A 22,181-nucleotide genomic window follows, 5' to 3' on the forward strand; every position below is an offset into this window, starting at 1 on the left:
TACCTAGATGACGGGGTCGCAGCAGCGCTGACAGATTGGTTGATTTGGCGAGGGAATGAGCCTGGAGCGCTATTTTACCCGACGCGCAAAGGCAGCAGACTTGAGGCGCGGTGAATAGACTGACCAGGCGGTGTTAGATATTTTGCAGCAACGGGGGAACGAAGCAGACCTTACATCCTTCTCACCGCATGACTTTTGGCGTACATTTATCAGTAATTTACTGGACAGGGGGCAGACATTAGCACTGTGCAGAAACTAGCAGGTCACGCTAGTCCTGTGGCAACAGCGCGAGATGACAGACGGGGAGAGGCGGCTAAACGCAAGGCGGCGAATCTGTTGCATACGCCTTATGTGCGGTCATAAGAAAGTTAAGCTTGATAAAGCCGATCTAGCTTCAAGAAAGTTTGCAGTAGTACGTTAGCACCTTGGCTGCATTGCTCTGGAGATGTGTACTCATCTTCGGCGTGACTAATTCCTGCCCGACTAGGGACAAAAATCATTCCCATGTCAGCAAAGCGCCCGATTTCTTGAGCATCGTGTCCCGCACGACTAGGTAAATAACTGTAGCTTAAATTGAGTTGCTGACAAACTTGAGAAATCGCATCAAGAATCTTAGCTTGAGCCAAAGTAGGCAAGACGTGTAAAGCTTGATTTATAACTATTTCTGTTTTAGTCGCCTCAGCAATTTGGATTAACTGCTGTTTTAGTTCGCTTAGTAAATTATCTAAATGCTTTTGAGACAAGTCGCGCAGATCGATTTTTAACTCAACTTTTGCTGGGACAATATTTACTGCATTGGGTAAAACATTCAAGTATCCTACCGTTGCGACTTGTTCCCCAGGTGTTTCTACTCCTAGCTTGTTTACTGCTAACACTACCTGCGCCGCAGCTACTAAGGCATCTTTTCTCTTATTCATTGGTGTTGTACCTGCGTGGTTTGGTCGCCCGGTAATTGTGACTGTGTGGCGATACTGTCCCACAATACCAATAACAACTGCGATCGCCTCCCCGGTATTTTCTAATATTCCCCCTTGTTCGACGTGCAACTCTACAAAGGCGGCGATTTCGCCCGGTTTGCGTTTAGCTGTGGCTATTTTTGACCAATCTCCGCCAGCTTTTTCTAAACAAACTTCAATAGCCGTCTCATCATTGCGGCGGTAATAATTTGGATCGTTTACGGTATTACCCGCCATTGCTTTACAGCCAATAACAGTACATTCTTCGTCAGTAAATACAATAACTTCGATAGGATGATCTAAGACAATGTTATTTTCATGCAGCACTCGCACCATTTCAATTCCTGAAAGCACTCCTAGCACTCCGTCGTAGTGTCCAGCAACAGGGACAGTATCTATATGCGATCCGGTAGCTAAAGCCCCTGCGTCTGCTATTTTTCCGGCGTAAGTACCGATAATATTAGCCGCCGCATCAATACGGACAGTCATCCCAGCATCAATCATCCAAGATTGTACAAGTTGACGAGCGAGGATATCTTCACGAGTAAAAGCTACTCTACTTACACCACCGTTTGGTAGTTTACCGATTTGGGCTAATTGGGCGATGTTGCGATTTAGGCGATCACTATTTATTAATGGAACTGATGTAACAATCATGTTTTAATGCAAAATTTGGGCTAAAAACTTCTTTGTTTTTTCTGCTTTGAAACGGTTTAAAAACTCTATCGGGGTAGTGTCTTCTACCAGTATTTCGTCAGCGAGGAATATTACGCGATTTGCTAATTCTCGCGCAAACCCTACTCCGTGAGTTACGCATATTATTCTCACTCCCGAATTAGCTAGACCTCGCATCACGTTTAATACTTCCCGTACCATGTCTGAAGTAAGAGCGAAGGTTAATTCGTTAAATAACATCACTTTACATAGGTAGCTGTTAATCCATTTAATAAAAGATTTCTTGAAGTTCTACATAATGCTCCTGTTATCCCAATTGCTAAACTAGAAGTAATCGCCATTAGCGATACACTCACCCTAACTATCGCCCCATTGAGAAATAAGCTTAAGTTATCCTACACAATAAAAAAAATCGAAAGTTTAACCCATACGTCTATCCAGGGGGAGAATTTTTTTGGCACTGAATACTGTATACACTAAGTAAAAAGATAATACTGTATCTTGCTATACATCAGAATCGCAGCCATTTATTAAAATTTATTATAGATAGTAAATTAACAACTTTTTCGTTACAATGAATACAGAAATAAAAACAAGCGTTCATCTCTTGGTAAAAGAGACGGAAGTAAGATCGGACTGAAGGAACGCGCCTCAAAAAATGATCACGCTTCAGGAGGCGGAATTAATGAATTACAAAGACCTAAAACTAATTAATAGTAGAGAACTAGAAGCAAACCGTATAAACCGCGAGTCATGGTTAAGTAGAGTTTGGCAAAAAATAGTTGCAGCTATGACCGAACAAAATATCCAAGGTCTTCGAGTATGGAGAGAAACCGACTGCAGAGGTCGTACTTGGTGGAAAGCAAACAATCCGGCAACCAATGAAATAATTACTTTTGATTCGGAAGCAGAAGTAAGAATTTGGATTGAGGAGTCTTACTATCGCCCAGCCGTAACAATAGGAAATTTTAAGCCTTATACTTGGCAACAGATCGAAAGATAAACAATTAAGTTGGCACGTCTGTCTCACCTTGAGGTAGGACAGACACAAGTTTCTATTGTGACTGACGACGGGAAATTAATCTAATTCCCACGAGTGCGACTCCGATCAAGACAAAAGAAAACACTGTAGTTAACGTCCCCAAAGCATAAAGAGCGGGAGATGTGACATTAGTTGTCATCCCGAAGATTTCTAGGGGTAAGGTATTTTTTTCTCCAGAAATTAACGAAGTACGGGTAAATTCATCGTAGGAAAGCGTAAAGCCTAGCAACCCGACACCAATTACACTAGAGGCGATTAAAGGGAAGACAATTTGCCAAAACGTTGTCATTTCACTTGCTCCCAAATCACGGGCCGCTTCTTCGTAAGCTGGATTAAAACGCCCAAAGATTCCCAGCATAATTAGGAAAGCAAAGGGTAAAGTCCAAGTCAAATGTCCCGCCAGCGCCGACGAAAACCATTGATTGTCTAACCCCACTAAGCTAAACACAATTCCAATGCCTAGAGATACTAAAATACTCGGCACAATTAGGCTAGAAATTGTCAGGTAAAAAACGGCATTAGAACCAAAAAAGCGTCGCCGGAAAGCTAACCCCGCCATCACGCTAAATACAACAGTAAACACTGTTACCAGCAAACCTAAGCTGAAAGAACGTCCAAAAGCATCGACAAAATTTCCCACACGCTGCGGTCCAAATACTGCATTTAGCCAATGAAAACTAAACCCGCGCATGGGAAAAGTTAATTGTCCTTCGGGGCCTTGAAGGGAAAGGATAAAAATAGCGAACATTGGCCCGTATAAAAATAAAACAAATAGCCCAAAAAATGCTGTTAGTAGATGAGCAGAAAGAGATTTTTTTGTACCCTGTGTCATGTCTAAAGCTCCTTACGAATATCAACAGTACGCAAAATTCCAAACACAATTAGCAGCGTAATAATTAGCAGCACAATGGCATTAGCCGCTGCTAATGGATACTGCAAGCTGTCTATTTGATTTTTAATCAAATATCCTACCGAGGAAGATTTACCACCACTCATAATCCGCATAGTGGCAAATTCTCCCATTACAAGAGTGATGATAAAGATAGAACCGATCGCAATTCCTGGCGCTGATAAAGGTAAAATTATTTGCTGTTGAATCTGAAAAGGGGACGCGCCTAAGTCTTCTGCTGCTGTGATAAGTGATCGCTCGATTCGCATCATACTATTAAATATTGGCGCAACCATAAACAAAGCATAAAGATGTACCATCGCTAAAATTACTGAAAAATCCGAGTATAGCAACGCTTCAATTGGTTGATTGATTAGCCTTAATCCCATCAAACCTTGATTGATCAATCCCTCGCGTCCTAAAAAAGGAATCCAAGAAATCATCCGAATTACATTAGAAGTCAAAAAAGGAACGGTACAAATTAGAAACAAAATAGTTTGCCATTGCGAACTTTTGACCTGGAAAGCTAGAAAGTAAGCTACCGGATAACCAATAGCCAAGCAGAGCAACCAAACGATCGCCGCAAACTTGAAGGTATTGAGATAAGTTGCCAGGTAGACTTTAGATGTAAAAATGCCCAAATAGTTATTCAGGGTGAAGCCGGGGGTCATCGAAAAGCCGTTAAAGTTCCAAAAACTGACAATAGAGATCGCAATTATCGGCAAAATCAAAAACAGTAAAAAAACTAGCGTCTGGGGAGCAACCAGTAAGTAAGGCTTTAAAGCGTTAGAAGTTTTCAGCATGGGTTTAAATCAAGTGATAGGTTTGGTTAAAAATTGAAATTTGTTCGCAGCACTCCTACATAAATTGTGTTGTTGTCATCGTTATGGTCGGGATTGGTAATCACAATTAGACCGGGCGTAATGCCGATATTTTCTGTAATTTGATACTTGTAAAACGCATCAACCATAATTGAAGTATCCCGATCCTCAAATACTGCAACGTCATTATTCGTAACTTTTGAAGGCATACCGACAACAAGTCCTCCTAAATTGCCTTTTTTGCCCAAATCAGGGAAAGCTAAAGCTACTGCCCAAGATTGAATGTTTGCATCCGAACCGTCGCTCGGTCCGCCTTGCGCCGCCGTATCAGCAAAATAATACCAACCACTCAAGATAAACTTAGGACTAAAACGATACTCTGCTTCAACGCCATAACCATTGGTAGAACTAGCATTGAGACCAAAAGGAAAAGCTGAATTTTCGCTACCAAAAAAGCCCCCTGGGGGAGCATTCCCGCTACCGTCATCGTAGGCGCGCAGATAAGTAAGTGCGATCGCAAACTGATCGCTAGGTCGAACCGTAATTTGCCCCAACGCCCCGTAAGGACCGCCAAATAAGCCTGTATCGGGATTACTAGCGGTGGGATTTCCGGCTAAATAACCGCCGCCAATATTGATAGAGTCAGTAATGTTGTAATTAAATCCCGCTCCCGTCACGCCGCTAGGAAAGTAAATGGGGCTTCGCAAAGCAAAACCAGATAGTACCGTATCGTAGTCGCCATCAAGGGGATGCAAAGTAGGCACAAACAAATCTAAAAATCCAAAAGCTTCTAAAAATACCGTTGCTTTATCGCCAATCGGAAAGCGATATTCTAATTGGTTAATAGAAAACGCATTATTGCTATCTGCTGTAAAAGCCAGTCTAGACATGGCTGTACCCGTCGCCCTTCCCAGGGCGGGTATATTGCCTGCTTGCAACCTAGTAATCAGGCGGTCTTTGCCTGTAAAGCTAGTATCCAAAATTAACCGTACCCGCGCCGAGGCAAATATATTGTTATCTACAGGTTCTCGCGCTGGTTGCGTGCTACCGCCTCCAGGCGTACCAAATTCACCGGGAGTAGGGGGGAGAACTCCCGCTCCAGAAGTAACAGCCTTGTCATCGCCAAAGGCTCCGGCGATCGCAAAAACAGCATGACCAATCAGTTTAGTTGTGGTAGAAAACTGATTTGCTTCCAATTCTGCTGTTTGGACTTCTAAACTATCAACCCGCCCTCTAATTACAGCTAATTCGGTTGCAAAGTCTGCTTGGAGTTTTTGCAAGGTAGCCAAATCTGCTTTTGTAACTAGGTTAGAAGTTCCGCTACTAATTAATTCATTTACCCTGTCTAAACAAGCGTTCATCCCCGCCGCAAATTCGTAACGAGTTAAAGCGCGGTTTCCTCTAAAAGTGCCATCGGGATAACCTGCAATACAGCCATAGCGCTCGACTAAAGATTGTAATGCTTGAAATGCCCAATCGGTCGGCTGAACGTCAGATAGCTGAGAGACAGAAGTTACTTGTGCTTGTAAGGTATAGGGATCTACTTGCTCTGTAAGTGGAGATTCGTTCGCACTGGTAACTTGCATAAAGATTCCTAGAGAACCAAAAACAGCACAACTTTGTCCTAGACAATGCCTAAGAAAATTTAACATTTGCTCCCTCACACCAGTTAATAAATCTTTTGTAGAGAAGTAGCACTGCTACGTTTCTACATCTTCTACGCGACGATAAATTCTGTCCATTTGTAAACGAGGTAAACTTGCTGCTGCATAAATGAGTTCCAGCAAACTACGTTCCCCATGCGTTCGGTGAAAGAACCACCATCACGCAAAGCGCCTTTAGACTCAATTTTTTTGCCAAAAGGATCGATCATATCTATAGCTGCGGGTTTCCCTTCGTACCAAAAATCCCACTCCTCCGGCTTCATAAACTTTCGAGCATTTTCGGGCGCTGCGCTGTAATAACCTTGTTTACTCAAAAACCCACCAACCCAGCCATCTAGCATCCAGTTGAGATATTCATAGGCGGCATCTAGTTGAATCCCTGAGAGATTTTTAGACAAGCCCAAACCCCCGCCCCAGCCTCGATAGCCTTCTTTTAAAGGAGCATAAACACAGGGAATCCCCCTAGATTTTACGGCGGTAACTGCTGGCGACCACATTGATTGCAACACTACTTCTCCGGAAGACATGAGATTAACCGATTCATCAAAGGTTTTCCAAAAAGCCCGAAACTGTCCCGCTTGCTTTTGCTCAATCAAAAGATCCGTTACTTTATCGAGTTCCTCTTTGGTCATGTTGCCTTTGTCGCCAAACTGCATCAGCCCCAATGACTCCATAATCATCGCCGCATCCATAATCCCAATCGAGGGAATATCTAAGAGAGAAGTTTTGCCCTTAAATTTAGGGTCAAATAAATCTGCCCAAGACTCAATTTTTGTATCGACTAAATCGGGACGATAGCCCAAGGTGTCAGCGTTGTACTGAAAGGGGATCATTGTCGCCCAGTCGGTCGGCGCGGTAGCAAGTTCGGTTGAATCTTTATCTTTAAGAAACACTACTTTACGGGGGGCTGTCCCTTGAGAAGTATTTACTTTTGCACCGGGGTACAATTCACCGGTTGTAAAAATCGGCGTTATTTTGTCAAACTCTTTAATTTTTCTGATATCAATGGCTTGCAGGTTTCCAGAGGGAACAACTAGGGGCAAGCTAAAATATTCACCATCGAAAATATCGTACTGTTTGGGCTGAGTAATTGCAATTTGGATATTCTCGGCGGTACTCAAAGCACGCATATTAATTTTAAAACCCAAATCTTTCTCCGCCTGAACGCGGATATCGTTAATTTGGGCTGCACCGGAACCAATCAAGCGTAAGGTTACATCTTTAATCTTGTTGGTAATTATGGTTGGCCCTCTTCGGGGTTGGCAACTAGCCGCCGTCAGCATAGTTCCCCCCGCCGCCAATCCGTAGGTGATCGCTTTACGCCGACTAATTTTAGTCATAGTGTTATTAGTACGCTAGAAAAATACAGTTATCTTTCGACCAACTTAAAATTGCTAACTGACCTTCTTGCAAGTCATTGATTCGCCAATCTTCAGTACGAACTTTGTAAAGTAACTCTTGCCCAGTGGCTTCGAGCATCAAGGAAACTCGCGTTACATACCCGGTCATTTCTACGGCTGTAATCCTCGCCGATATTTCGTTTGCACTCAGTGATGACTTAGCCGGAATCTGAGCATAAGGAGCTATAAACATTAAATCGGGTCTAATTGAACACGCGGCTTCTGTTCCCACTGCTACAGCGTGTCCTCGGCAAAATATCGAGCCAACACCTGCTACTTCTAGTTGAATTAAATCCAAGCTGCTATCACTAATACTTTTTACTACTTTGCCTGTAAAAATGTTGTTGTCTCCCATAAATTTGGCGACAAACTGGGAAGCTGGAGTATCAAACAGTTCTTCCGGCGTTGCAACTTGATCTATGCGTCCGTGACTCATCACTACAATTTGGTCAGAAAGCGAAAATGCTTCCTCTACATGGTGCGTAACTTGTATAAACGTCATGCCAAATTGCTTTTGAATTTTGCGTAACTCTGTACGCATCCGTACTCGCAAGTTTTCATCTAAAGCGCTCAAAGGCTCATCCAGCATCAAAACTTGAGGACGGGTAACTAAAGCTCTAGCTAAAGCGATTCGTTGCTGTTGTCCGCCACTTAGCATTGTAGGCTTTCGCTGGGCGACATGACTTAAACCCACGAGTTCTAGCATCTCTCCAACTCTAGTTTGCAAGTCGCTTTCTTTCAATTTCCGCATCTTCAACCCAAATTCCACATTTTCCCAAATTGTCTTATGAGGAAACAAAGCATAACTTTGAAACATCATCGCGGTGTTGCGTTTGGCGGCGGGAATATCATTAACCCGACGATTTCCAATCAAAACATCTCCGCTTGTAATATTTTCGTGTCCTGCAACCATTCGCAGGGCTGTAGTTTTCCCGCAGCCACTTGGCCCCAACAAACAGCAATAAGTTCCGGCAGCAATATCTAAGGTAAGATTTTCTACGGCGGTAACTGCACCATATTTTTTTGTTACCGAGCGCAAAGCAACTCCGGCGGCAGCTTCTGCCAATACTTGTTGAATTGTAGAATTATTGAGATATCTAGGCTTAAGTTCTGTCGTCACGAGTCATGCTCCTTGCAGATTATGCTGGTTGCAGTGCTTGAAAAAGCTGTTATATACTGTATACAAATATTGTTTAAGAATAAATGTATAGACAAGTACATTTACAGAAATTAGTAAGGAGGAAGATATTGTCACTATCGCCGCGAAGTCTTAAACGCAATCAATCACTGCAAGAGCAAGCTTATCAAGCTCTAAAAACAGCAATTCTTTCAGGAGAACTAGCGCCGGGACAGCGATTAGTAGAAGTTCAACTAGCAAAACAGCTACAAGTTAGCCGAACGCCAATTCGGGAAGCAATGCAGTTACTTCAACATGAGAATTTAATTGCTAATGATGTCAACGATACCTTGTGCGTGGCAACTATTTCTGTAACCGATGCGGCACAGTTATACGATTGCCGCATTGCCCTGGAGCAGCTATCAGTAGCGGAAGCTTGTCGAAATGCCACAAAAGCGCAACTAAAAGAACTCGAAAAGATGGTAGAGGAGGCAGAAAAGCTAGTAATGAGCAAACCATCGCCATTAACCAGTTTTCGCTTGCTCGACTTGGATTATCGCTTTCATCGATTACTAGCGAAAAGTTCGGGAAACTCTTGGCTAGTATCGTTATTAGATCGAGTATTTGATAAAATGCAACTACTGAGGATTCAAACCACAAAAAATAATCCGGAAGTGTTAGAGATTCGTACCGAACATCGACAGATTTATGAACCAGTGCGCGAGCGCAATTCTCAAGCCGCAGCTAAAGCTGTTAGAGAGCATTTAATCGCTAGTAAAGAACGCGTAATCAAAGAAGTAGAGCAATTACAGCAAGACACCAAAGCCGCCCAATAAGGATTTTTACCCATGACTCAAAATTCCGTCAATTCCAAGTTCGTATTTATCTGCGGTTCAGCCTTGCGAGGACAACCAGACCACAAAAACTTACAATCAGCAAAATTTGTCAAAACTGCGGCAACTTGTCCTAGTTACCGCTTACACGCGGCGGGAGATGGTTGGCATCCAGCTATATATGAAGTCGATAACCAAGGGATTTCTATTCCTGGGGAAGTGTACGAACTCACAACCGAACAATACGAGTATTTACTAGCTACCGAACCGCCAAATATGTACCCCTCCGATGTAATTTTGAACGATGGTGAAGCAATTACTGCCATGCTCTACCCACAAGGATTAGTAGAACAATATAACTGGCTAGATATTTCCGATTACGGCGGTTGGGCAGCTTACAAGCAATCTACAGGTGTTGGCAGCAAAGTTTAAAAAACCGTAAACCCTTGCAATGTCCCCGTATAGGGCTTAGGAATTGGAAAAGCTAAAGAACCAACTTTACTTGTTTCTAGCCCTAAACTAACTAAAACCTCCACAAATTTAACTGCTGCTCCAACTCCATCAATTACAGGTGCGCCAATCTCTTGACTAATCTCTTTTGCTAAGTCCGCCATCCCACTACAGCCTAGGACGATCGCTTCTGCCCCATCTTCAACCAAAGCTTGGCGGCATTCGTCGGTAATAATTTTTCTAGCGTTACCATCTATCTCTAGCTCTAAAACGGCTAAATCCGTACTGCGGATATTGCGGCAAAATTTAGTCATGCCATAGTTTTCTACTAAGTGTTGGGCAATAATTCGGGTTCGACTTAAAGTAGTGACAATTGAAAAGCCTGTAGAAATTAAACTAGCTGTGTGCATAGCAGCTTCAGCAATGCCAATAACAGGACTTCGCGTCAATTCACGGGCCGCTAGTAAACCCGGATCGCCAAAGCAAGCAATAACGTAACCATCTACACTTTCTGCTTCTCCTTTGCGGATTTCTTCTAGCAATCCCACTACAGCCAACGCCTCATCGTAATGTCCCTCAATAGAAACTGGCCCCATTGACGGATTGCAAGCAATAATTTCTGTACTGCAACTTGCCACCGCTTGAGCCGCTATGCCAATCTTCTCAGTCATGCTGGCAGTAGTGTTAGGGTTGATGACTTTGATTTTCATCTAGGATTTTTAAAAACTAAATTGAGCGCGTAGATTACCTACATAGATATTTGGGTTGTCGCCGAAATTATTAGGGTTGCCGATCCAATAGAAAGCTGGAACTAGAGCAATATTTTGGCTTAGGGGATAGAAGTAAGTGGCTTCAAATTCATACTGTGTTCCGCCATCACCGCCACCGGATACCAGAAAGTTTCGCCCATCTATTACAGAAAAAGGAATGAGATAAGAGAGGGTAAATAGCGCCCCTTCTTTGCCCAAGTCAGGAAATGCTGCCCCTAATTGAACTGATTGAGCATTTACTTCGCCATCTGGTCTACCTACAGTTAGGGGTTTTATATTTGTACTACCGTAAGCATAGCGGCCAAATAGACCAAAGCCGTCAGCAACTAACCAATCGAAGTTGAACGCATAAGTATCACCTATAGCATTATCAATAGCACCATCAAAACCATCATCGGCAAATCCATAAATAGGTTCGCCAATTGCGCCACCAATTTGCCCGGCGATCGCTCTAACATGAGAGCGGTTGTACAAAAATCGCAAATTTACACTTTTAACTGGAGCAACCGTTAACTCTGCGGTCAGTGTATTAGTGGGACTAAATAGGCCTTGACGGGGATTGCTAGAGGAGTTGAATAAGTTGCTGCTGAGAAATTCGGTGTTTTCGCCTAAGTAAGCCACATTCAAGCGCAGGCGATCGCTGATTTGCCATAATACGGCTGCACCAGAACCTCTATCTACAGCGTTTAGTAAGGTGCTACCACTAGAATTGAAGCTGCCTGCACCTGCCGAAAAGAAGGTAAAACGGTTGTTGTCAAAGTAGCGATACCAGTTGACTCTCGATCCCACCACTACCCGCAAGCGATCGCCAAGGGGAAAGTTATAAAACAATTCTCGCAGCACGACGTTACCCGGCGCTCCTGTCACACCAGTTTGGTCGGTAAAAGGTACGCCAAGGGTGTTAAATAAGCCCGCCGAAACAAATTCATTAGCTGGAGAGTTGCCGTTTCCTGTGACTAATTGCGTAACTAAGCTATCTTTGCCAGTAAATGAAGTCGTAAAGTTGAGAAAAACATAGTTGCTTAAAGTAATATTCGGGTCTTCTGTAATTTGCCGAACAGTGGTACTGGTTCTAGGTTGCGTCCTAAAAGCTGTTTCCCCCTCAGCTAAAATATCTCCGCCAGCAAAAGCCCCGGTAACGTTAACATATACGTTACCAGTCAATTTTGTTGTGGTAGAAAATTGATTAGCTTCTAGTTCGGCTGTTTGCGCTTCTAAAGCGTCAGTGCGTCCGCGCACTGATACAAGTTCGGCAGCAAATTCCGCTTGCAGACGTTGGAGAGTAATTAAGTCATTTTTAGTGACTAAGCTTGTAGTTGCCGTTGCAATCAATTCATTAACTCTATCCAAACAAGTATTTAACCCTGCCGCAAACTCGTATCTAGTTAAAGCGCGGTTTCCCCTGTAGCTACTATCGGGATACCCAGCAATGCAACCATACCTTTCGACTAATGACTGCAAGGCTTGAAATGCCCAATCTGTAGGCTGTACATCTGATAATTGAGATACAGACGTAACTTGTGATACTTCTTCTGTCTGCTGTAAATTTACGTCATCTTCCGAAGTTGGTTTGAGTTGTTGGGCAACAACAGGCGATCGCGCGGACATTCCCAAACCTACCATTAATAAATATATTAAAACTCTTGTTGGAGTAACCAGTTTAAACAGTTGATTATTCATTGATATTCCCCACACCAAAAATTATTTCAATTAAGTGTATTACAAGAAATAAATGATTCAAAAACTTAAGTAGGCTTACCGAATATTTCTACAAACCACTTTTTCAGATTTGGTAGACGTTGGAGTTGTCTTTCAATTGCTGCCATGGCTAAGTCATTAAGTTTAACCCCCTTGTGATATGTCTTCTCAACTAAGATAACAACAGGATTTTTCCCTTTGAAGCTTAAACTTGAAGCCAACCGTAAGACTGCATCAACAGTATCAAGCAAGCTACCACTCCAATGTTGTTCTAGCCATCCAAAAGCACGCTCAACCGGATTGTATTTACTGTGATACGGGGGATAATAAGCCAGTTGAATCGTCAGTTGAAATTTGTTGGCAAATTCGACTATGCGAAACATAAACTGAGTACGTCTAGAGTGGTTTTCAGGTCCATTATCTTGATTAATGACCAATCTGCGGATGTGAGTGAAGCGGTTTTTAACACTCAACCACCAGTCTTCTAATAAATCAACAATACAATCAGCGGTCAATCTGGACTTGACAAAGAATAAAGATAGCTCATTTAATTCGGGAAGAAAGATACCGTAAGGGGTGAGGGAAGCGGCTGAAGGAAAATCATGGTCTAAGGCAACAGTGTTGACACGGGTTTTACCCCCTCGGTCGAATTCACCAACCTTAACTGCCACCTTGGCATCGATGGAAATTCTTAGCGTCGTTGGGTTATCATCTGCTTCCTCATTAATGCGATTAACTGACTCAAATATAGCTTTTGTTTCTGGAATCTGTTTGAGTGGTTTGGTTTTGGCAACACGTTTTAAACCATAACCTAACAAGTTCAATCGTTGTCGAATAGTCTCGGTTGTTGGCAGTTGTTCATCCCTGTATCCTTTGACTTCAATCAGTTGCCTGCGTACTTCTGCTGACGAAAGACGAGTATATAATCGGGTGCTTTTGAAGGTAGGGTCTGTTTGACTTTGTGGGTCTACTATTGACCGTATGTCCTCTACTAAGTTTGGAAGTTGATGTTCAATCGGCTTGCGTCCTCTTAGTTTAAAGCTGTCAGCAATCGACATTTCATGCTCTAACTCCTGCATCCCCTTGCGGATTGTGCGTCTATTCCATCCCAATTCCCCTTCCGCAATTATTTGCCCTCCAAAACCTAAACTTTTAACGACTTCTGCCATAAATTGCCGTCGGTCGCTTCCCTTTAACCTTTTGGCTGTTTTGATATACAAAGACTTAAGACTGTCGGTCAGTTGGATTAGGGATTCTGGAGGCATAGTATAGACTGCACGCTGATTGTTTCCTCAGTATCTCAGCTTTCAGGATCATTTATTTCTTGGAATACTCTAATGTGATTGCGCTTTTAATGAGCCATCACAGACAAAGTGACTATGGCGTTGCCCTTTATTGAGAAACATTAACTGCTTTCTTTTCTCTGGAGTCATGGAAGTAAAAATATCTTTTTTGGGCAAAGACTTAAAGCTTGCTACCGATTCAGATTTTTGTTTGGGCGTAAGTGATAAAGTTTTCAACGCTTTACGGGCGCTTACTTTGCTGTTAATAATCGCAAATTGAAATTTTTCGCGTTGCTCTGGGGTCAAAATTGTCTCAAGCTGAGTTTTTAGTTGCTCAATAATTTCTCCTGGGTTGGTGGTTTCAACGGCAGCAATTCCCAGTAACGTTGTGACATTAAATGGCTGTGCCTGAACTCCATCAGCTATTGCTAGATTTAGCAAAACCATTGTGCTAAAGAAAATTGATATTAAGTTTTGTCTTCCGAAGCTTTTATCGCAATTTCATCAAATTGGACTAAATTTTTTTTGCTCCTAAGCGGCGGAACTATCCCCTCTGGTGCTTGAATTTCGTCAGTGGTCAGCGCTAGGGTACAAGTGGGTGTAATTGCCTCCATTGCCTCTTTATCGGTTTTGGTTAATTCTGTAGTTGGCTGGGCTAAAAATGTTTTGTAACTATCAGGATTCTGCCATTGAGTTAAAGTTAATACTCTCAATCCATCTTCACTTTTGAGTACGAAAAACTACTAAACCCCGGAGCTTTTTTAAAGCTGATTTGCTAAATTTACTCGCGTCAGAAACTATATCTTCCTGGGTTATTGAAGTTGCTTCATAAATGTTCGCAACACTTATTGCTGTGCCTGACGGATCGAAAAAGATAGATTTATTACCTTTATCCACTGTTGCATTGTTAGGGCATCTAAGCAAAACACTTAGGCATAAAAAAATGCAGAACAAAAATTAATGCACTGAATCTGTGTGATATTTTCAAGATATATCCATTAGTCTGCTTTTTGTATACTCATTTTTAGCTTTTACATAGTTTTCAGCAAACATTAAATTCTCACTTGCAACTTTTGCTACAAGTAGTATTTGCTAGTTACTTTTCCAATTAAACCAGTAGTAAAAAATAGATTTTGTATTCTGTACTACTATTTTGATTAATGATTTTGAGCTAATTTATTAAGTAGCAAACTAATTAAAGAAGTTTGTTTAAAGTTATAATAATAACTTCTACGAATCTGCTGAATTATAATTGCTTAAGGTAACTTTTGCCAAATTACAGACAAAAAATAAAGGAGAACTACTAAGTAAAGAAAAATCTTTGTAATACCCCTGAAAATATTTAGTTTTTGCTCTTTCAACTGAAAAAATCAGTTGAAATATTAGATACTGAACACAGTATACAGCAAAGAACACCTAAAAATGTACTAACTTGTCAATAGCAAGATGGTAAAAACAGCTATTTTAGCCGTGTATGTTTAATTCATCAACCTCAAAAGCTTTTGCAACGCTAAAGAAACCTCGCTCTTGCCTGGATTATTTAGTTCCCAACACCTTTCTAGATAGTCTGTTCGCTGCTCGTAGAAGTGTTCCCACATTAAAGCGTTTACAAAAATTCGCCAAACCGCCGTTAAGGGAAGTAATTGCAAACCTTGGCGCTTTGGCACAGAGATGGTATCGGGAACTAGCTCTAGCTCTTTATATCGTTGCCATTGAACGTTCATAACGTCCTCCCTCCTAAATCAAATAGTTGTGGATTGAGGCGCGTTCCTTCAGGATTAACCTTACTTCCGTCTTCTCCTTAATGTAAAAAGTTTTTTAAATAGAAGATGAACGAAATATTCTGTATATTTAGGTACATTTTAGCATGAAAGATTTAAAAGTTGTAATTATTGGGGCAGGAATGGGCGGTTTGACCAGTGCGATCGCGCTGCGTCAAGCGGGGTATAAAGTAGAAATCTACGAAAAAGTTAATAAAATACGTCCAGCAGGAGCGGCAATTTCGCTATGGTCAAATGGGGTCAAAGTCTTAAATAGTTTGGGTTTGAGCCAAGAAATTGCTAGTATTGGCGGGAAAATGGAGCGCACGGTATACTACAGCCATACCGGGGAAAAGCTCACAGATTTTAGTTTACAGCCGCTAATTGATCGCGTAGGACAAAAACCGTATCCGGTAGCACGGACTGATTTACAGGAAATGCTACTCAATACATTGGGGGCAAATAACGTTCACCTTAATGCTAAATGTATTGGAGTTGAGCAAGACTCCAATAGCGTTACAGCTGCTTTCGAGGATGGACACAAAGCTACAGGCGATGTGCTAATCGGTGCGGATGGAACTCATTCAGTAATTCGTAGCTACGTTCTAGGTAAAGCAATCGAGCGGCGCTATGTGGGTTATGTTAACTGGAATGGATTAGTAACTGCAAGTGATGATCTAGCACCTGGTAACACTTGGGCAGTGTATGTGGGCGAACACAAACGAGCCTCTATGATGCCTGTAGGAGGCGATCGCTATTATTTTTTCTTTGATGTCCCAATGCCTAAAGGTAGCGTAAGTTCGCCAGAAACTTATAGAGAAGAATTAAGCAGCTTTTTTAAAGGATGGGCAGAACCCGTGCAAAAATTAATTCAGCGCCTCGATCCCATGAAGACTAATCGCGTGGAAATTCATGACATTGAACCATTGCAAACATTGGTACGCGATCGCGTAGCATTATTAGGCGATGCAGCGCACGGTACAGCACCAGACTTGGGACAAGGTGGCTGTCAGGCGATGGAGGATGTTTTAGTATTGACAAATTACTTACAAACTACAAATCTTAGCGTCGCCGATGCTTTAAAACGTTACGAAACCGCCCGAAAAGATCGTGTTGCAGACATTATTACTAGAGCTAGGAAGCGATCAGATATGACTCATGGCAAAGCACCAGAAGTTACTCAACAGTGGTACGAAGCCCTAAAACACGAGGATGGGACAGATATTATGGATGCGATTTCTAAAACAATTCTAGCCGGACCATTAAACTAAATAATGGGAAAACTTACTACGCACGTTTTAGATACGGCGCACGGGTGTCCAGCAAAAGGCATCCGTTTAGAATTGTGGGGATTGAGTGAATCGGGTCAAAAAACTTTGCACAAAACGACCATAACTAATGCTGACGGACGTACAGACAACCCTTTGCTAACAGAAGATTTAGTGATTGGGATATACGAATTAGTCTTTATAGTTGGCGATTACTTTGCGTCTTATCCAGAGATACTACCTAATCCGCCATTTCTCAATCGCGTACCTATTCAATTTGGCATTGCAGACACTACCGCTCACTATCACGTACCTTTATTAGTTTCGCCTTGGTCATACAGCACTTACCGAGGAAGTTGATTAAATGTATGAATTTAGCAACGAGACATTGCAATACAACGTCTCTAGCGTTGGTTTTGAAGTCACAAATTTATCGTTTTCACGCCTTGAATTGGGTGATGCCAGATTTTTTGCTAAATTTAGCAATTATTACTTTTAGTTTGTTCTACTTCGCCATGTGCTTTTAGTAAAGCCGCCAGCTTTTTCCGCATAACTATTCCTGGTTTATCTGTAAACATATGCTGCTCTTGACTCACGCTTAGAGGTACATCATAATCGGTTGTCTCTAATATATGCTTGTCTTCCAAGGTTACGGCACGGTCGAAAGCAACTACATCGCTGCTTTTTGTATCTGCCTCGGTATCGTTGCGGACGCAAAACTGTACCATTTGGGAAGTTGAATCATTAATTGGTGTCATTGTATTAATAATGATGTGAGTCAATCCGTTTGGGTAAGTAATTTGCAGCTTGACAGTAAAAGGCATAAACCAAGTCATGTCTAGGGTACGGAAGGTTTGTTTCGCTTCCATTTTCAAATTCTGTTGTTGTAATTCTGGGTTTACAACCCCCAAAACACCATGTACGTGCAATCCCCATTCTGTTTCTGTAAGTTTCATCAATTCAGGAATGGGATGTTCTTCGCTGCCGAAAGTAGTAGTGTGTACAAAAGTAGGATGAGCTAAATCAAATTCATTTTCCATTACCCTCAATGCTGCACATTTCCAAGGTTCATAAAATTCATGCAGCAACCGATAATCTGGCTTTGTAGCTTCGTCAATCTCTGGAATATCAATTAGTGGCTCTCCCAAACACACCCATACATAGCCGTAACGCTCCGTGCATCGATAGGATTGTACTTTATAGCTGGCAGAAATTACCTCGTCTTTTTTCAATTGTGGTACGCATACACACGCGCCTTCACTATCAAATTGCCAGCCATGATAAGCACAACAAATATTGCCATCTACCACTTTGCCAATACTTAGTTGCGCCGAACGATGACAGCATCGGTCTTGAACGGCGGCAGGTTTCCCGGCTGCATTTAACCAAATAACTATTTTCTCACCCAGTAGCTCAAAAGGCTTAGGACTGCTTGAAAGTTCTGTAGTTGGAATTGCTGGATACCAAAACTTTCGGAGTACAGGTTGTTTTGTAACTAACATAATAATTAAGGAAGCCGGGATTTGCTCAGGTTTGATTTTAGTTGGTTAACTAATTGCATACTGCCCACATTAATCAACATTTTCACTTTTTATTCTGTATCTGAAATCACAGATTTTGTATACAGTATTCAAGAGAGGATAAAAGTGTTGCAAAATATAAATGCGATCGCCCTAAAAATTTAAACTTCAACAGTAACTATGTTTAAGTCCATCACTCAGTTAAACCAAATGAGTCAAGAGGAATTTGTCAATGTTTTGGGGACGGTATTTGAACATACACCACAAATTGCTCAAAAAGCTTGGAATTATCGCCCGTTTGTAGATGCAACTCAATTACACCAAAAAATGGTCGATGTAGTCAGCGTAATGAGCATTGATGAGCAACTAGCTTTAATTCGAGTGCATCCTGACCTAGGTAGTAAGGCTTTAATGGCAGAAAATTCCGTCGAAGAACAAACTGGACTTGGTTTAGACAGATTAACTGCTCAAGAGTACGATTACTTTCAATTGCTCAATCAGGCATACAAGGACAAATTTGGCTTTCCATTTATAATTGCTGTTAAAAATCACACCAAAGACAGTGTTTTAGATGAGTTTGAGCGCCGTTTGAAAAATACTGTAGAAGTAGAAATAGCTAGTGCGATCGCCCAAATAAACAAAATTGCTTGGTTTCGCACTCTAAATTTAGTCGAGTAAGAGATCAAAAATGTCAAAATCTTATCCACGAGACATGATTGGCTACGGACGCAACTCGCCCGATCCAAAATGGCCAGATCGAGCAAAGATTGCCGTGCAGTTTGTGATTAATTATGAAGAAGGTGGCGAAACTTGTATTCTTCATGGGGATAGCACTTCCGAAACATTTTTATCGGAAATTGTAGGCGCAGAACCACTAATCGGATTGCGACATATAAATATGGAATCGGTTTATGAGTACGGCAGTAGAGCAGGCTTTTGGCGACTGCACCGCTTATTTACTGAGCGCACTATACCTGTTACCGTTTATGGCATAGCGATGGCGTTAGAGCGCAACCCAGAAGTTGTAGCAGCAATGATTGCAGCCGATTGGGAAATTGCAAGTCATGGCTATCGGTGGATTGACTATAAATACTTTGGCGAGGATATGGAGCGGGAACATTTGCTTAAAGCGATCGCCATTCACACTGCTATTACAGGTAGCCGCCCGCTCGGCTGGTACACTGGGCGCAACAGTCCCAATACTCGACGTTTGGTAGTAGAAGCGGGTGGGTTTCTTTATGACTCAGATAGCTACGCTGATGACTTACCTTACTGGGTGCATGACTATGACAAACCTCATTTAGTTATTCCCTACACTCTTGATAACAACGATATGCGCTTTGCTACCACCCAAGGTTTCAATTGCGGCGATCAGTTTTTTGCTTATCTGCGCGATGCCTTTGATGTGTTGTACGCGGAGGGCGAAACTGCCCCAAAAATGATGAGTATAGGGCTGCATTGCCGCCTCATTGGTAGACCAGGACGATTTGCTTCTCTAGCTCGTTTTCTCGACTATATCCAAGGACGCGATTGCGTTTGGCTTTGCCGCCGCATCGATATTGCTCGTCACTGGCATCAGCATCACAAACCTTAACAAAGTTAATGAATTAACTTTATTAGACTCAAAGCTAGAGAAATAAACGGTAGTCCTGAATAGGTAAGGATATAGTTTAGAGAATTCTAAAAAGAACTATGTTAGAAAACATCATCTTCTGTCCGCGCTGTGATGCTAATAGAGTAGTTAAAAACGGCTTTATTCACAATGGCAACCAAAATTTTAAGTGCAAGTAGTGTGATAGTTACTTTGTTCGTAATCCTCAAAATAAGATAATTGGAGAGGAGACTAAAGAATTAATAAATAAGTTGTTATCAGAGAAACTACCTCTGGCAGGCATCGCTAGAATTACTGGTGTGTCAAATGCGATGGTTACAAACCTACTTTAATAAGTTGTATACATCGGTCTGCCAACAAGTCGGGGCTTGGTCAAAAAAAAGGGACGACTAATTATTTTGACAGTTTGAGAAGAGGCACAGATGGGACAAGCAGGCATGATCGGAAACAATCAGCAAGAAACTTTACTTTTTTATCATTACATCTTTAGCACTACCAAGTCGAGTTAGTTATGTAATTTGAGATACATCTTAGTGCCATAACTCTCGCTTACAGTACGGTGATCCAGCTTTAAAGAAAGCGTGCAAGGAAGTTTGGGAGACAAGCGCAAAAATATGACACAGCGAAAACAGATTAATATTTCCCAGGAATCTGGCTTACCTGAAGCCCAAGGTTTTCCAGAGATATCGGCAACAGGTTCAGAACTGATCTATGGACTATACGACAGACCGCCAGTAGTTGAGTCGATTTTTGTTGCTATACAGCACGTCTTAGCGGCGTTTGTCGGAATTGTAACACCACCCTTGATTATCAGCAACAGCATAGGACTCGATCCTGCTAATACCAGCTTTATTATCAGTACGTCGCTGTTTGCCTCTGGCATCTGCACCTTTATTCAGTGCAAAACCTTTGGTCCTATAGGGTCGGGTTTGCTCAGCTTGCAGGGTACTAGCTTTGCCTTTCTCGGTGCTATTTTGGGAGTGGCAGGCACGGCTATTCAAGCCGGAAGGACACCAGAACAGGCACTAGCACTGATCTTCGGTGTTTGCTTCTTTGGTGCGTTCGCCAATGTAATCTTAAGTCGCTTTTTGCACCTGCTCAACAAAATTGTCACGCCGATCGTGTCGGGAACCCTAGTGATGCTAATTGGGTTGAGTCTGCTCAAAACAGGTATTACAAGTATGGCGGGCGGTACGGTGGCATTGCAAAATAATACGTTTGCGAATGCTCAGAACCTGGCACTGGGTGGTAGCGTATTTTTGATTGTAATCGTTTTGACGCTTGCTAAAAATCAATATATCAGGATGGGAGCGATCGCCATTGGCTTGCTCGCTGGCTATATTGTTTCCGCATTTATGGGCATGGTCAATTTTAATATTCTCAGCAATCTTCCCTTAATTAGCGTGCCTGTTCCGTTCCGCTACGGCATGAGTTTCGAGTTCAGCGCCCTAATTCCATTTTTGATTCTCTATCCGCTAACTGCCATTGAATCTGTGGGTGATATGACCGCTACTTCCGTTGTCTCCAGAGAACCTATTAAAGGTTCCGTATACATCCGCCGGATTAAAGCTGGCGTGCTGGCAGATGGTCTAAATTCCTCCTTAGCAGCATTGCTCAATACCTTTCCCATTACTACCTTTAGCCAAAACACAGGTGTCATCCAAATGACTGGTGTGGGCAGTTGTTACGTTGGATTTTTTGTTGCTGGTATTTTGGCACTATTAGGACTGTTGCCCATCGTCAGTGGGGCTTTCCAGTCCATTCCCCAACCCGTCTTAGGTGGAGCAACTACGGTTATGTTTGGCTCGATTGCTGTTGCTGGAGTCAAGATTATTGCATCAGAAAATTTAGATCGTCGTGCCACGATTATCATTGCAGTTTCGTTAGCGTTGGGATTGGGTGTAGTGTTCGTACCAGAGTTGTTTACAAATCAGCCCCCTATTATCAAGAATATGTTTGCCTCGGCTACTTCGACAGGTGGTTTAACAGCTATTCTTCTCAGTTGGCTGTTACCTCAAAATCCAACATCAGCAGATACGGTAGTTTCAGAGGATGGGGAGATTGCAGACATATAGAAGTGTTTCAATGTTGGTTTGAGGGAAAAGTTAGTTCCAATAATAGGGGGCAGTGCTAAAGAGCGCAAGTCAAAATTAAACTCGAAATCTTCAACAAAATGGTACTGCTTTTACCAGAGGCAAAACTAGCGAGTCTGTCATAGGGAGCAATCCAGGTCGAAATCTTTGCTGGGTAAGCATTTCAAAAAGCAAAAATTAGCGTTCGCCCTTTGGTTGAATATTGCAGATTCTGGCTAGTCCCTACAAAATCAGACACTTGAGCGGATTTTTTAGCAGCCGCAACTTTGTATTTTCCTGCTAGTATCTTTTCCAAAGGCGATAGAAACTCAGTGTTTTTAACAAAGGCGA

Annotated in this window: 22 protein-coding genes and 2 riboswitches; of the genes, 8 read left to right on the forward strand and 14 right to left on the reverse strand. The window is 42.2% G+C overall.

The features are described from left to right. Positions 1-368 precede the first annotated feature (368 nt). Complete coding sequence (locus C7B70_RS16700; RefSeq protein WP_106370145.1) at positions 369-1,613, reverse strand: Zn-dependent hydrolase; 1,245 nt, start codon at positions 1,611-1,613, stop codon at positions 369-371. Between the two features lie 3 nt (positions 1,614-1,616). Next, on the reverse strand, positions 1,617-1,871 hold the full coding sequence (locus C7B70_RS16705) for an amino acid ABC transporter ATP-binding protein (RefSeq protein WP_199192317.1): 255 nt from the start codon (positions 1,869-1,871) through the stop codon (positions 1,617-1,619). Positions 1,872-2,226: 355 nt separating this feature from the next. Then, positions 2,227-2,282, forward strand: a riboswitch (Glutamine riboswitch). Between the two features lie 34 nt (positions 2,283-2,316). Between C7B70_RS16705 and C7B70_RS16710 the strand changes: the two genes are divergently transcribed. Continuing rightward, positions 2,317-2,634, forward strand: coding sequence for a hypothetical protein (locus C7B70_RS16710; protein ID WP_106370146.1), 318 nt, complete (start codon positions 2,317-2,319; stop codon positions 2,632-2,634). Between the two features lie 52 nt (positions 2,635-2,686). Here C7B70_RS16710 and C7B70_RS16715 read toward each other — a convergent pair whose 3' ends face one another. From C7B70_RS16715 to C7B70_RS16735, 5 genes are all read right to left on the reverse strand, one after another. Beyond that, entirely contained in the window at positions 2,687-3,505 is an 819-nt protein-coding gene (locus C7B70_RS16715; RefSeq protein ID WP_106370147.1) for an ABC transporter permease, read from the reverse strand. 2 nt (positions 3,506-3,507) lie between these two features. Next, positions 3,508-4,365: an ABC transporter permease gene (locus C7B70_RS16720; protein ID WP_106370148.1), complete on the reverse strand. Its 858-nt coding sequence runs from the start codon at positions 4,363-4,365 to the stop codon at positions 3,508-3,510. A gap of 26 nt (positions 4,366-4,391) precedes the next feature. Further along, positions 4,392-5,969, reverse strand: coding sequence for an iron uptake porin (locus C7B70_RS16725; RefSeq protein ID WP_199192318.1), 1,578 nt, complete (start codon positions 5,967-5,969; stop codon positions 4,392-4,394). A gap of 131 nt (positions 5,970-6,100) precedes the next feature. Beyond that, positions 6,101-7,387, reverse strand: a complete 1,287-nt coding sequence (locus C7B70_RS16730; protein ID WP_106370150.1) for a PotD/PotF family extracellular solute-binding protein — start codon at positions 7,385-7,387, stop codon at positions 6,101-6,103. A 7-nt stretch (positions 7,388-7,394) separates the two neighbouring features. Continuing rightward, complete coding sequence (locus C7B70_RS16735; RefSeq protein ID WP_106370151.1) at positions 7,395-8,567, reverse strand: ABC transporter ATP-binding protein; 1,173 nt, start codon at positions 8,565-8,567, stop codon at positions 7,395-7,397. A 128-nt stretch (positions 8,568-8,695) separates the two neighbouring features. On the opposite strand from C7B70_RS16735, the gene C7B70_RS16740 reads away from it, so the two are divergent. Both C7B70_RS16740 and C7B70_RS16745 read left to right on the forward strand, forming a co-directional pair. Beyond that, the gene (locus C7B70_RS16740) at positions 8,696-9,400 is read left to right on the forward strand and encodes a GntR family transcriptional regulator (protein WP_199192319.1); all 705 of its coding nucleotides are present in this window, start codon (positions 8,696-8,698) and stop codon (positions 9,398-9,400) included. A gap of 12 nt (positions 9,401-9,412) precedes the next feature. After that, positions 9,413-9,829, forward strand: a complete 417-nt coding sequence (locus tag C7B70_RS16745; RefSeq protein ID WP_106370153.1) for a gamma-glutamylcyclotransferase — start codon at positions 9,413-9,415, stop codon at positions 9,827-9,829. On the opposite strand, the gene C7B70_RS16750 is transcribed toward C7B70_RS16745, so the two are convergent. From C7B70_RS16750 to C7B70_RS16775, 6 genes are all read right to left on the reverse strand, one after another. Beyond that, complete coding sequence (locus C7B70_RS16750; protein WP_106370154.1) at positions 9,826-10,557, reverse strand: aspartate/glutamate racemase family protein; 732 nt, start codon at positions 10,555-10,557, stop codon at positions 9,826-9,828. The two genes, C7B70_RS16745 and C7B70_RS16750, sit on opposite strands and share 4 nt — an antisense overlap. A gap of 9 nt (positions 10,558-10,566) precedes the next feature. Then, positions 10,567-12,297, reverse strand: a complete 1,731-nt coding sequence (locus C7B70_RS16755) for an iron uptake porin (RefSeq protein ID WP_106370155.1) — start codon at positions 12,295-12,297, stop codon at positions 10,567-10,569. Positions 12,298-12,362: 65 nt separating this feature from the next. Then, positions 12,363-13,562 carry an ISAzo13 family transposase gene (locus C7B70_RS16760; protein ID WP_106370183.1) on the reverse strand — a complete coding sequence of 400 codons (1,200 nt, stop codon included), beginning with the start codon at positions 13,560-13,562 and terminating at the stop codon, positions 12,363-12,365. Between the two features lie 87 nt (positions 13,563-13,649). Continuing rightward, positions 13,650-14,045: a hypothetical protein gene (locus C7B70_RS16765; RefSeq protein ID WP_106370156.1), complete on the reverse strand. Its 396-nt coding sequence runs from the start codon at positions 14,043-14,045 to the stop codon at positions 13,650-13,652. 20 nt (positions 14,046-14,065) lie between these two features. Continuing rightward, a complete protein-coding gene (locus C7B70_RS16770) occupies positions 14,066-14,311 on the reverse strand; it encodes a hypothetical protein (RefSeq protein ID WP_106370157.1) in 246 nt (81 codons plus the stop codon). Positions 14,312-15,076: 765 nt separating this feature from the next. Further along, entirely contained in the window at positions 15,077-15,322 is a 246-nt protein-coding gene (locus C7B70_RS16775; protein WP_106370158.1) for a hypothetical protein, read from the reverse strand. A gap of 37 nt (positions 15,323-15,359) precedes the next feature. Then, positions 15,360-15,436, reverse strand: a riboswitch (Glutamine riboswitch). Between the two features lie 29 nt (positions 15,437-15,465). Between C7B70_RS16775 and hpxO the strand changes: the two genes are divergently transcribed. After that, on the forward strand, positions 15,466-16,629 hold the full coding sequence (gene hpxO, locus C7B70_RS16780; RefSeq protein WP_106370159.1) for an FAD-dependent urate hydroxylase HpxO: 1,164 nt from the start codon (positions 15,466-15,468) through the stop codon (positions 16,627-16,629). 3 nt (positions 16,630-16,632) lie between these two features. Then, positions 16,633-16,986 (forward strand): hydroxyisourate hydrolase, encoded by a 354-nt coding sequence (uraH, locus tag C7B70_RS16785; protein ID WP_106370160.1) that lies wholly within the window; start codon positions 16,633-16,635, stop codon positions 16,984-16,986. A 119-nt stretch (positions 16,987-17,105) separates the two neighbouring features. Here uraH and C7B70_RS16790 read toward each other — a convergent pair whose 3' ends face one another. Then, complete coding sequence (locus C7B70_RS16790; protein WP_106370161.1) at positions 17,106-18,128, reverse strand: aromatic ring-hydroxylating dioxygenase subunit alpha; 1,023 nt, start codon at positions 18,126-18,128, stop codon at positions 17,106-17,108. Positions 18,129-18,326: 198 nt separating this feature from the next. Between C7B70_RS16790 and uraD the strand changes: the two genes are divergently transcribed. The 3 genes from uraD to C7B70_RS16805 all read left to right on the forward strand — a co-directional run bounded on the left by uraD (position 18,327) and on the right by C7B70_RS16805 (position 21,833). Further along, positions 18,327-18,824, forward strand: coding sequence for a 2-oxo-4-hydroxy-4-carboxy-5-ureidoimidazoline decarboxylase (gene uraD, locus C7B70_RS16795; RefSeq protein ID WP_106370162.1), 498 nt, complete (start codon positions 18,327-18,329; stop codon positions 18,822-18,824). 10 nt (positions 18,825-18,834) lie between these two features. Next, positions 18,835-19,740: an allantoinase PuuE gene (puuE, locus tag C7B70_RS16800; RefSeq protein WP_106370163.1), complete on the forward strand. Its 906-nt coding sequence runs from the start codon at positions 18,835-18,837 to the stop codon at positions 19,738-19,740. Positions 19,741-20,372: 632 nt separating this feature from the next. Next, positions 20,373-21,833, forward strand: coding sequence for a uracil-xanthine permease family protein (locus C7B70_RS16805; RefSeq protein WP_106370184.1), 1,461 nt, complete (start codon positions 20,373-20,375; stop codon positions 21,831-21,833). Positions 21,834-22,181 lie beyond the last annotated feature (348 nt).

The organism is Chlorogloea sp. CCALA 695 (assembly GCF_003003885.1).
Lineage (GTDB): Bacteria > Cyanobacteriota > Cyanobacteriia > Cyanobacteriales > Chroococcidiopsidaceae > Aliterella.

Bases quoted from the DNA above. Each gene is read 5' to 3' on its own strand.
- C7B70_RS16700 (WP_106370145.1), bottom strand. From the start codon at position 1,613: ATGATTGTTACATCAGTTCCATTAATAAATAGTGATCGCCTAAATCGC.
- C7B70_RS16705 (WP_199192317.1), bottom strand. From the start codon at position 1,871: ATGTTATTTAACGAATTAACCTTCGCTCTTACTTCAGACATGGTACGG.
- C7B70_RS16710 (WP_106370146.1), top strand. From the start codon at position 2,317: ATGAATTACAAAGACCTAAAACTAATTAATAGTAGAGAACTAGAAGCA.
- C7B70_RS16715 (WP_106370147.1), bottom strand. From the start codon at position 3,505: ATGACACAGGGTACAAAAAAATCTCTTTCTGCTCATCTACTAACAGCA.
- C7B70_RS16720 (WP_106370148.1), bottom strand. From the start codon at position 4,365: ATGCTGAAAACTTCTAACGCTTTAAAGCCTTACTTACTGGTTGCTCCC.
- C7B70_RS16725 (WP_199192318.1), bottom strand. From the start codon at position 5,969: ATGCAAGTTACCAGTGCGAACGAATCTCCACTTACAGAGCAAGTAGAT.
- C7B70_RS16730 (WP_106370150.1), bottom strand. From the start codon at position 7,387: ATGACTAAAATTAGTCGGCGTAAAGCGATCACCTACGGATTGGCGGCG.
- C7B70_RS16745 (WP_106370153.1), top strand. From the start codon at position 9,413: ATGACTCAAAATTCCGTCAATTCCAAGTTCGTATTTATCTGCGGTTCA.
- C7B70_RS16750 (WP_106370154.1), bottom strand. From the start codon at position 10,557: ATGAAAATCAAAGTCATCAACCCTAACACTACTGCCAGCATGACTGAG.
- C7B70_RS16755 (WP_106370155.1), bottom strand. From the start codon at position 12,297: ATGAATAATCAACTGTTTAAACTGGTTACTCCAACAAGAGTTTTAATA.
- C7B70_RS16765 (WP_106370156.1), bottom strand. From the start codon at position 14,045: ATGGTTTTGCTAAATCTAGCAATAGCTGATGGAGTTCAGGCACAGCCA.
- C7B70_RS16775 (WP_106370158.1), bottom strand. From the start codon at position 15,322: ATGAACGTTCAATGGCAACGATATAAAGAGCTAGAGCTAGTTCCCGAT.
- hpxO (WP_106370159.1), top strand. From the start codon at position 15,466: ATGAAAGATTTAAAAGTTGTAATTATTGGGGCAGGAATGGGCGGTTTG.
- uraH (WP_106370160.1), top strand. From the start codon at position 16,633: ATGGGAAAACTTACTACGCACGTTTTAGATACGGCGCACGGGTGTCCA.
- C7B70_RS16790 (WP_106370161.1), bottom strand. From the start codon at position 18,128: ATGTTAGTTACAAAACAACCTGTACTCCGAAAGTTTTGGTATCCAGCA.
- uraD (WP_106370162.1), top strand. From the start codon at position 18,327: ATGTTTAAGTCCATCACTCAGTTAAACCAAATGAGTCAAGAGGAATTT.
- puuE (WP_106370163.1), top strand. From the start codon at position 18,835: ATGTCAAAATCTTATCCACGAGACATGATTGGCTACGGACGCAACTCG.
- C7B70_RS16805 (WP_106370184.1), top strand. From the start codon at position 20,373: ATGACACAGCGAAAACAGATTAATATTTCCCAGGAATCTGGCTTACCT.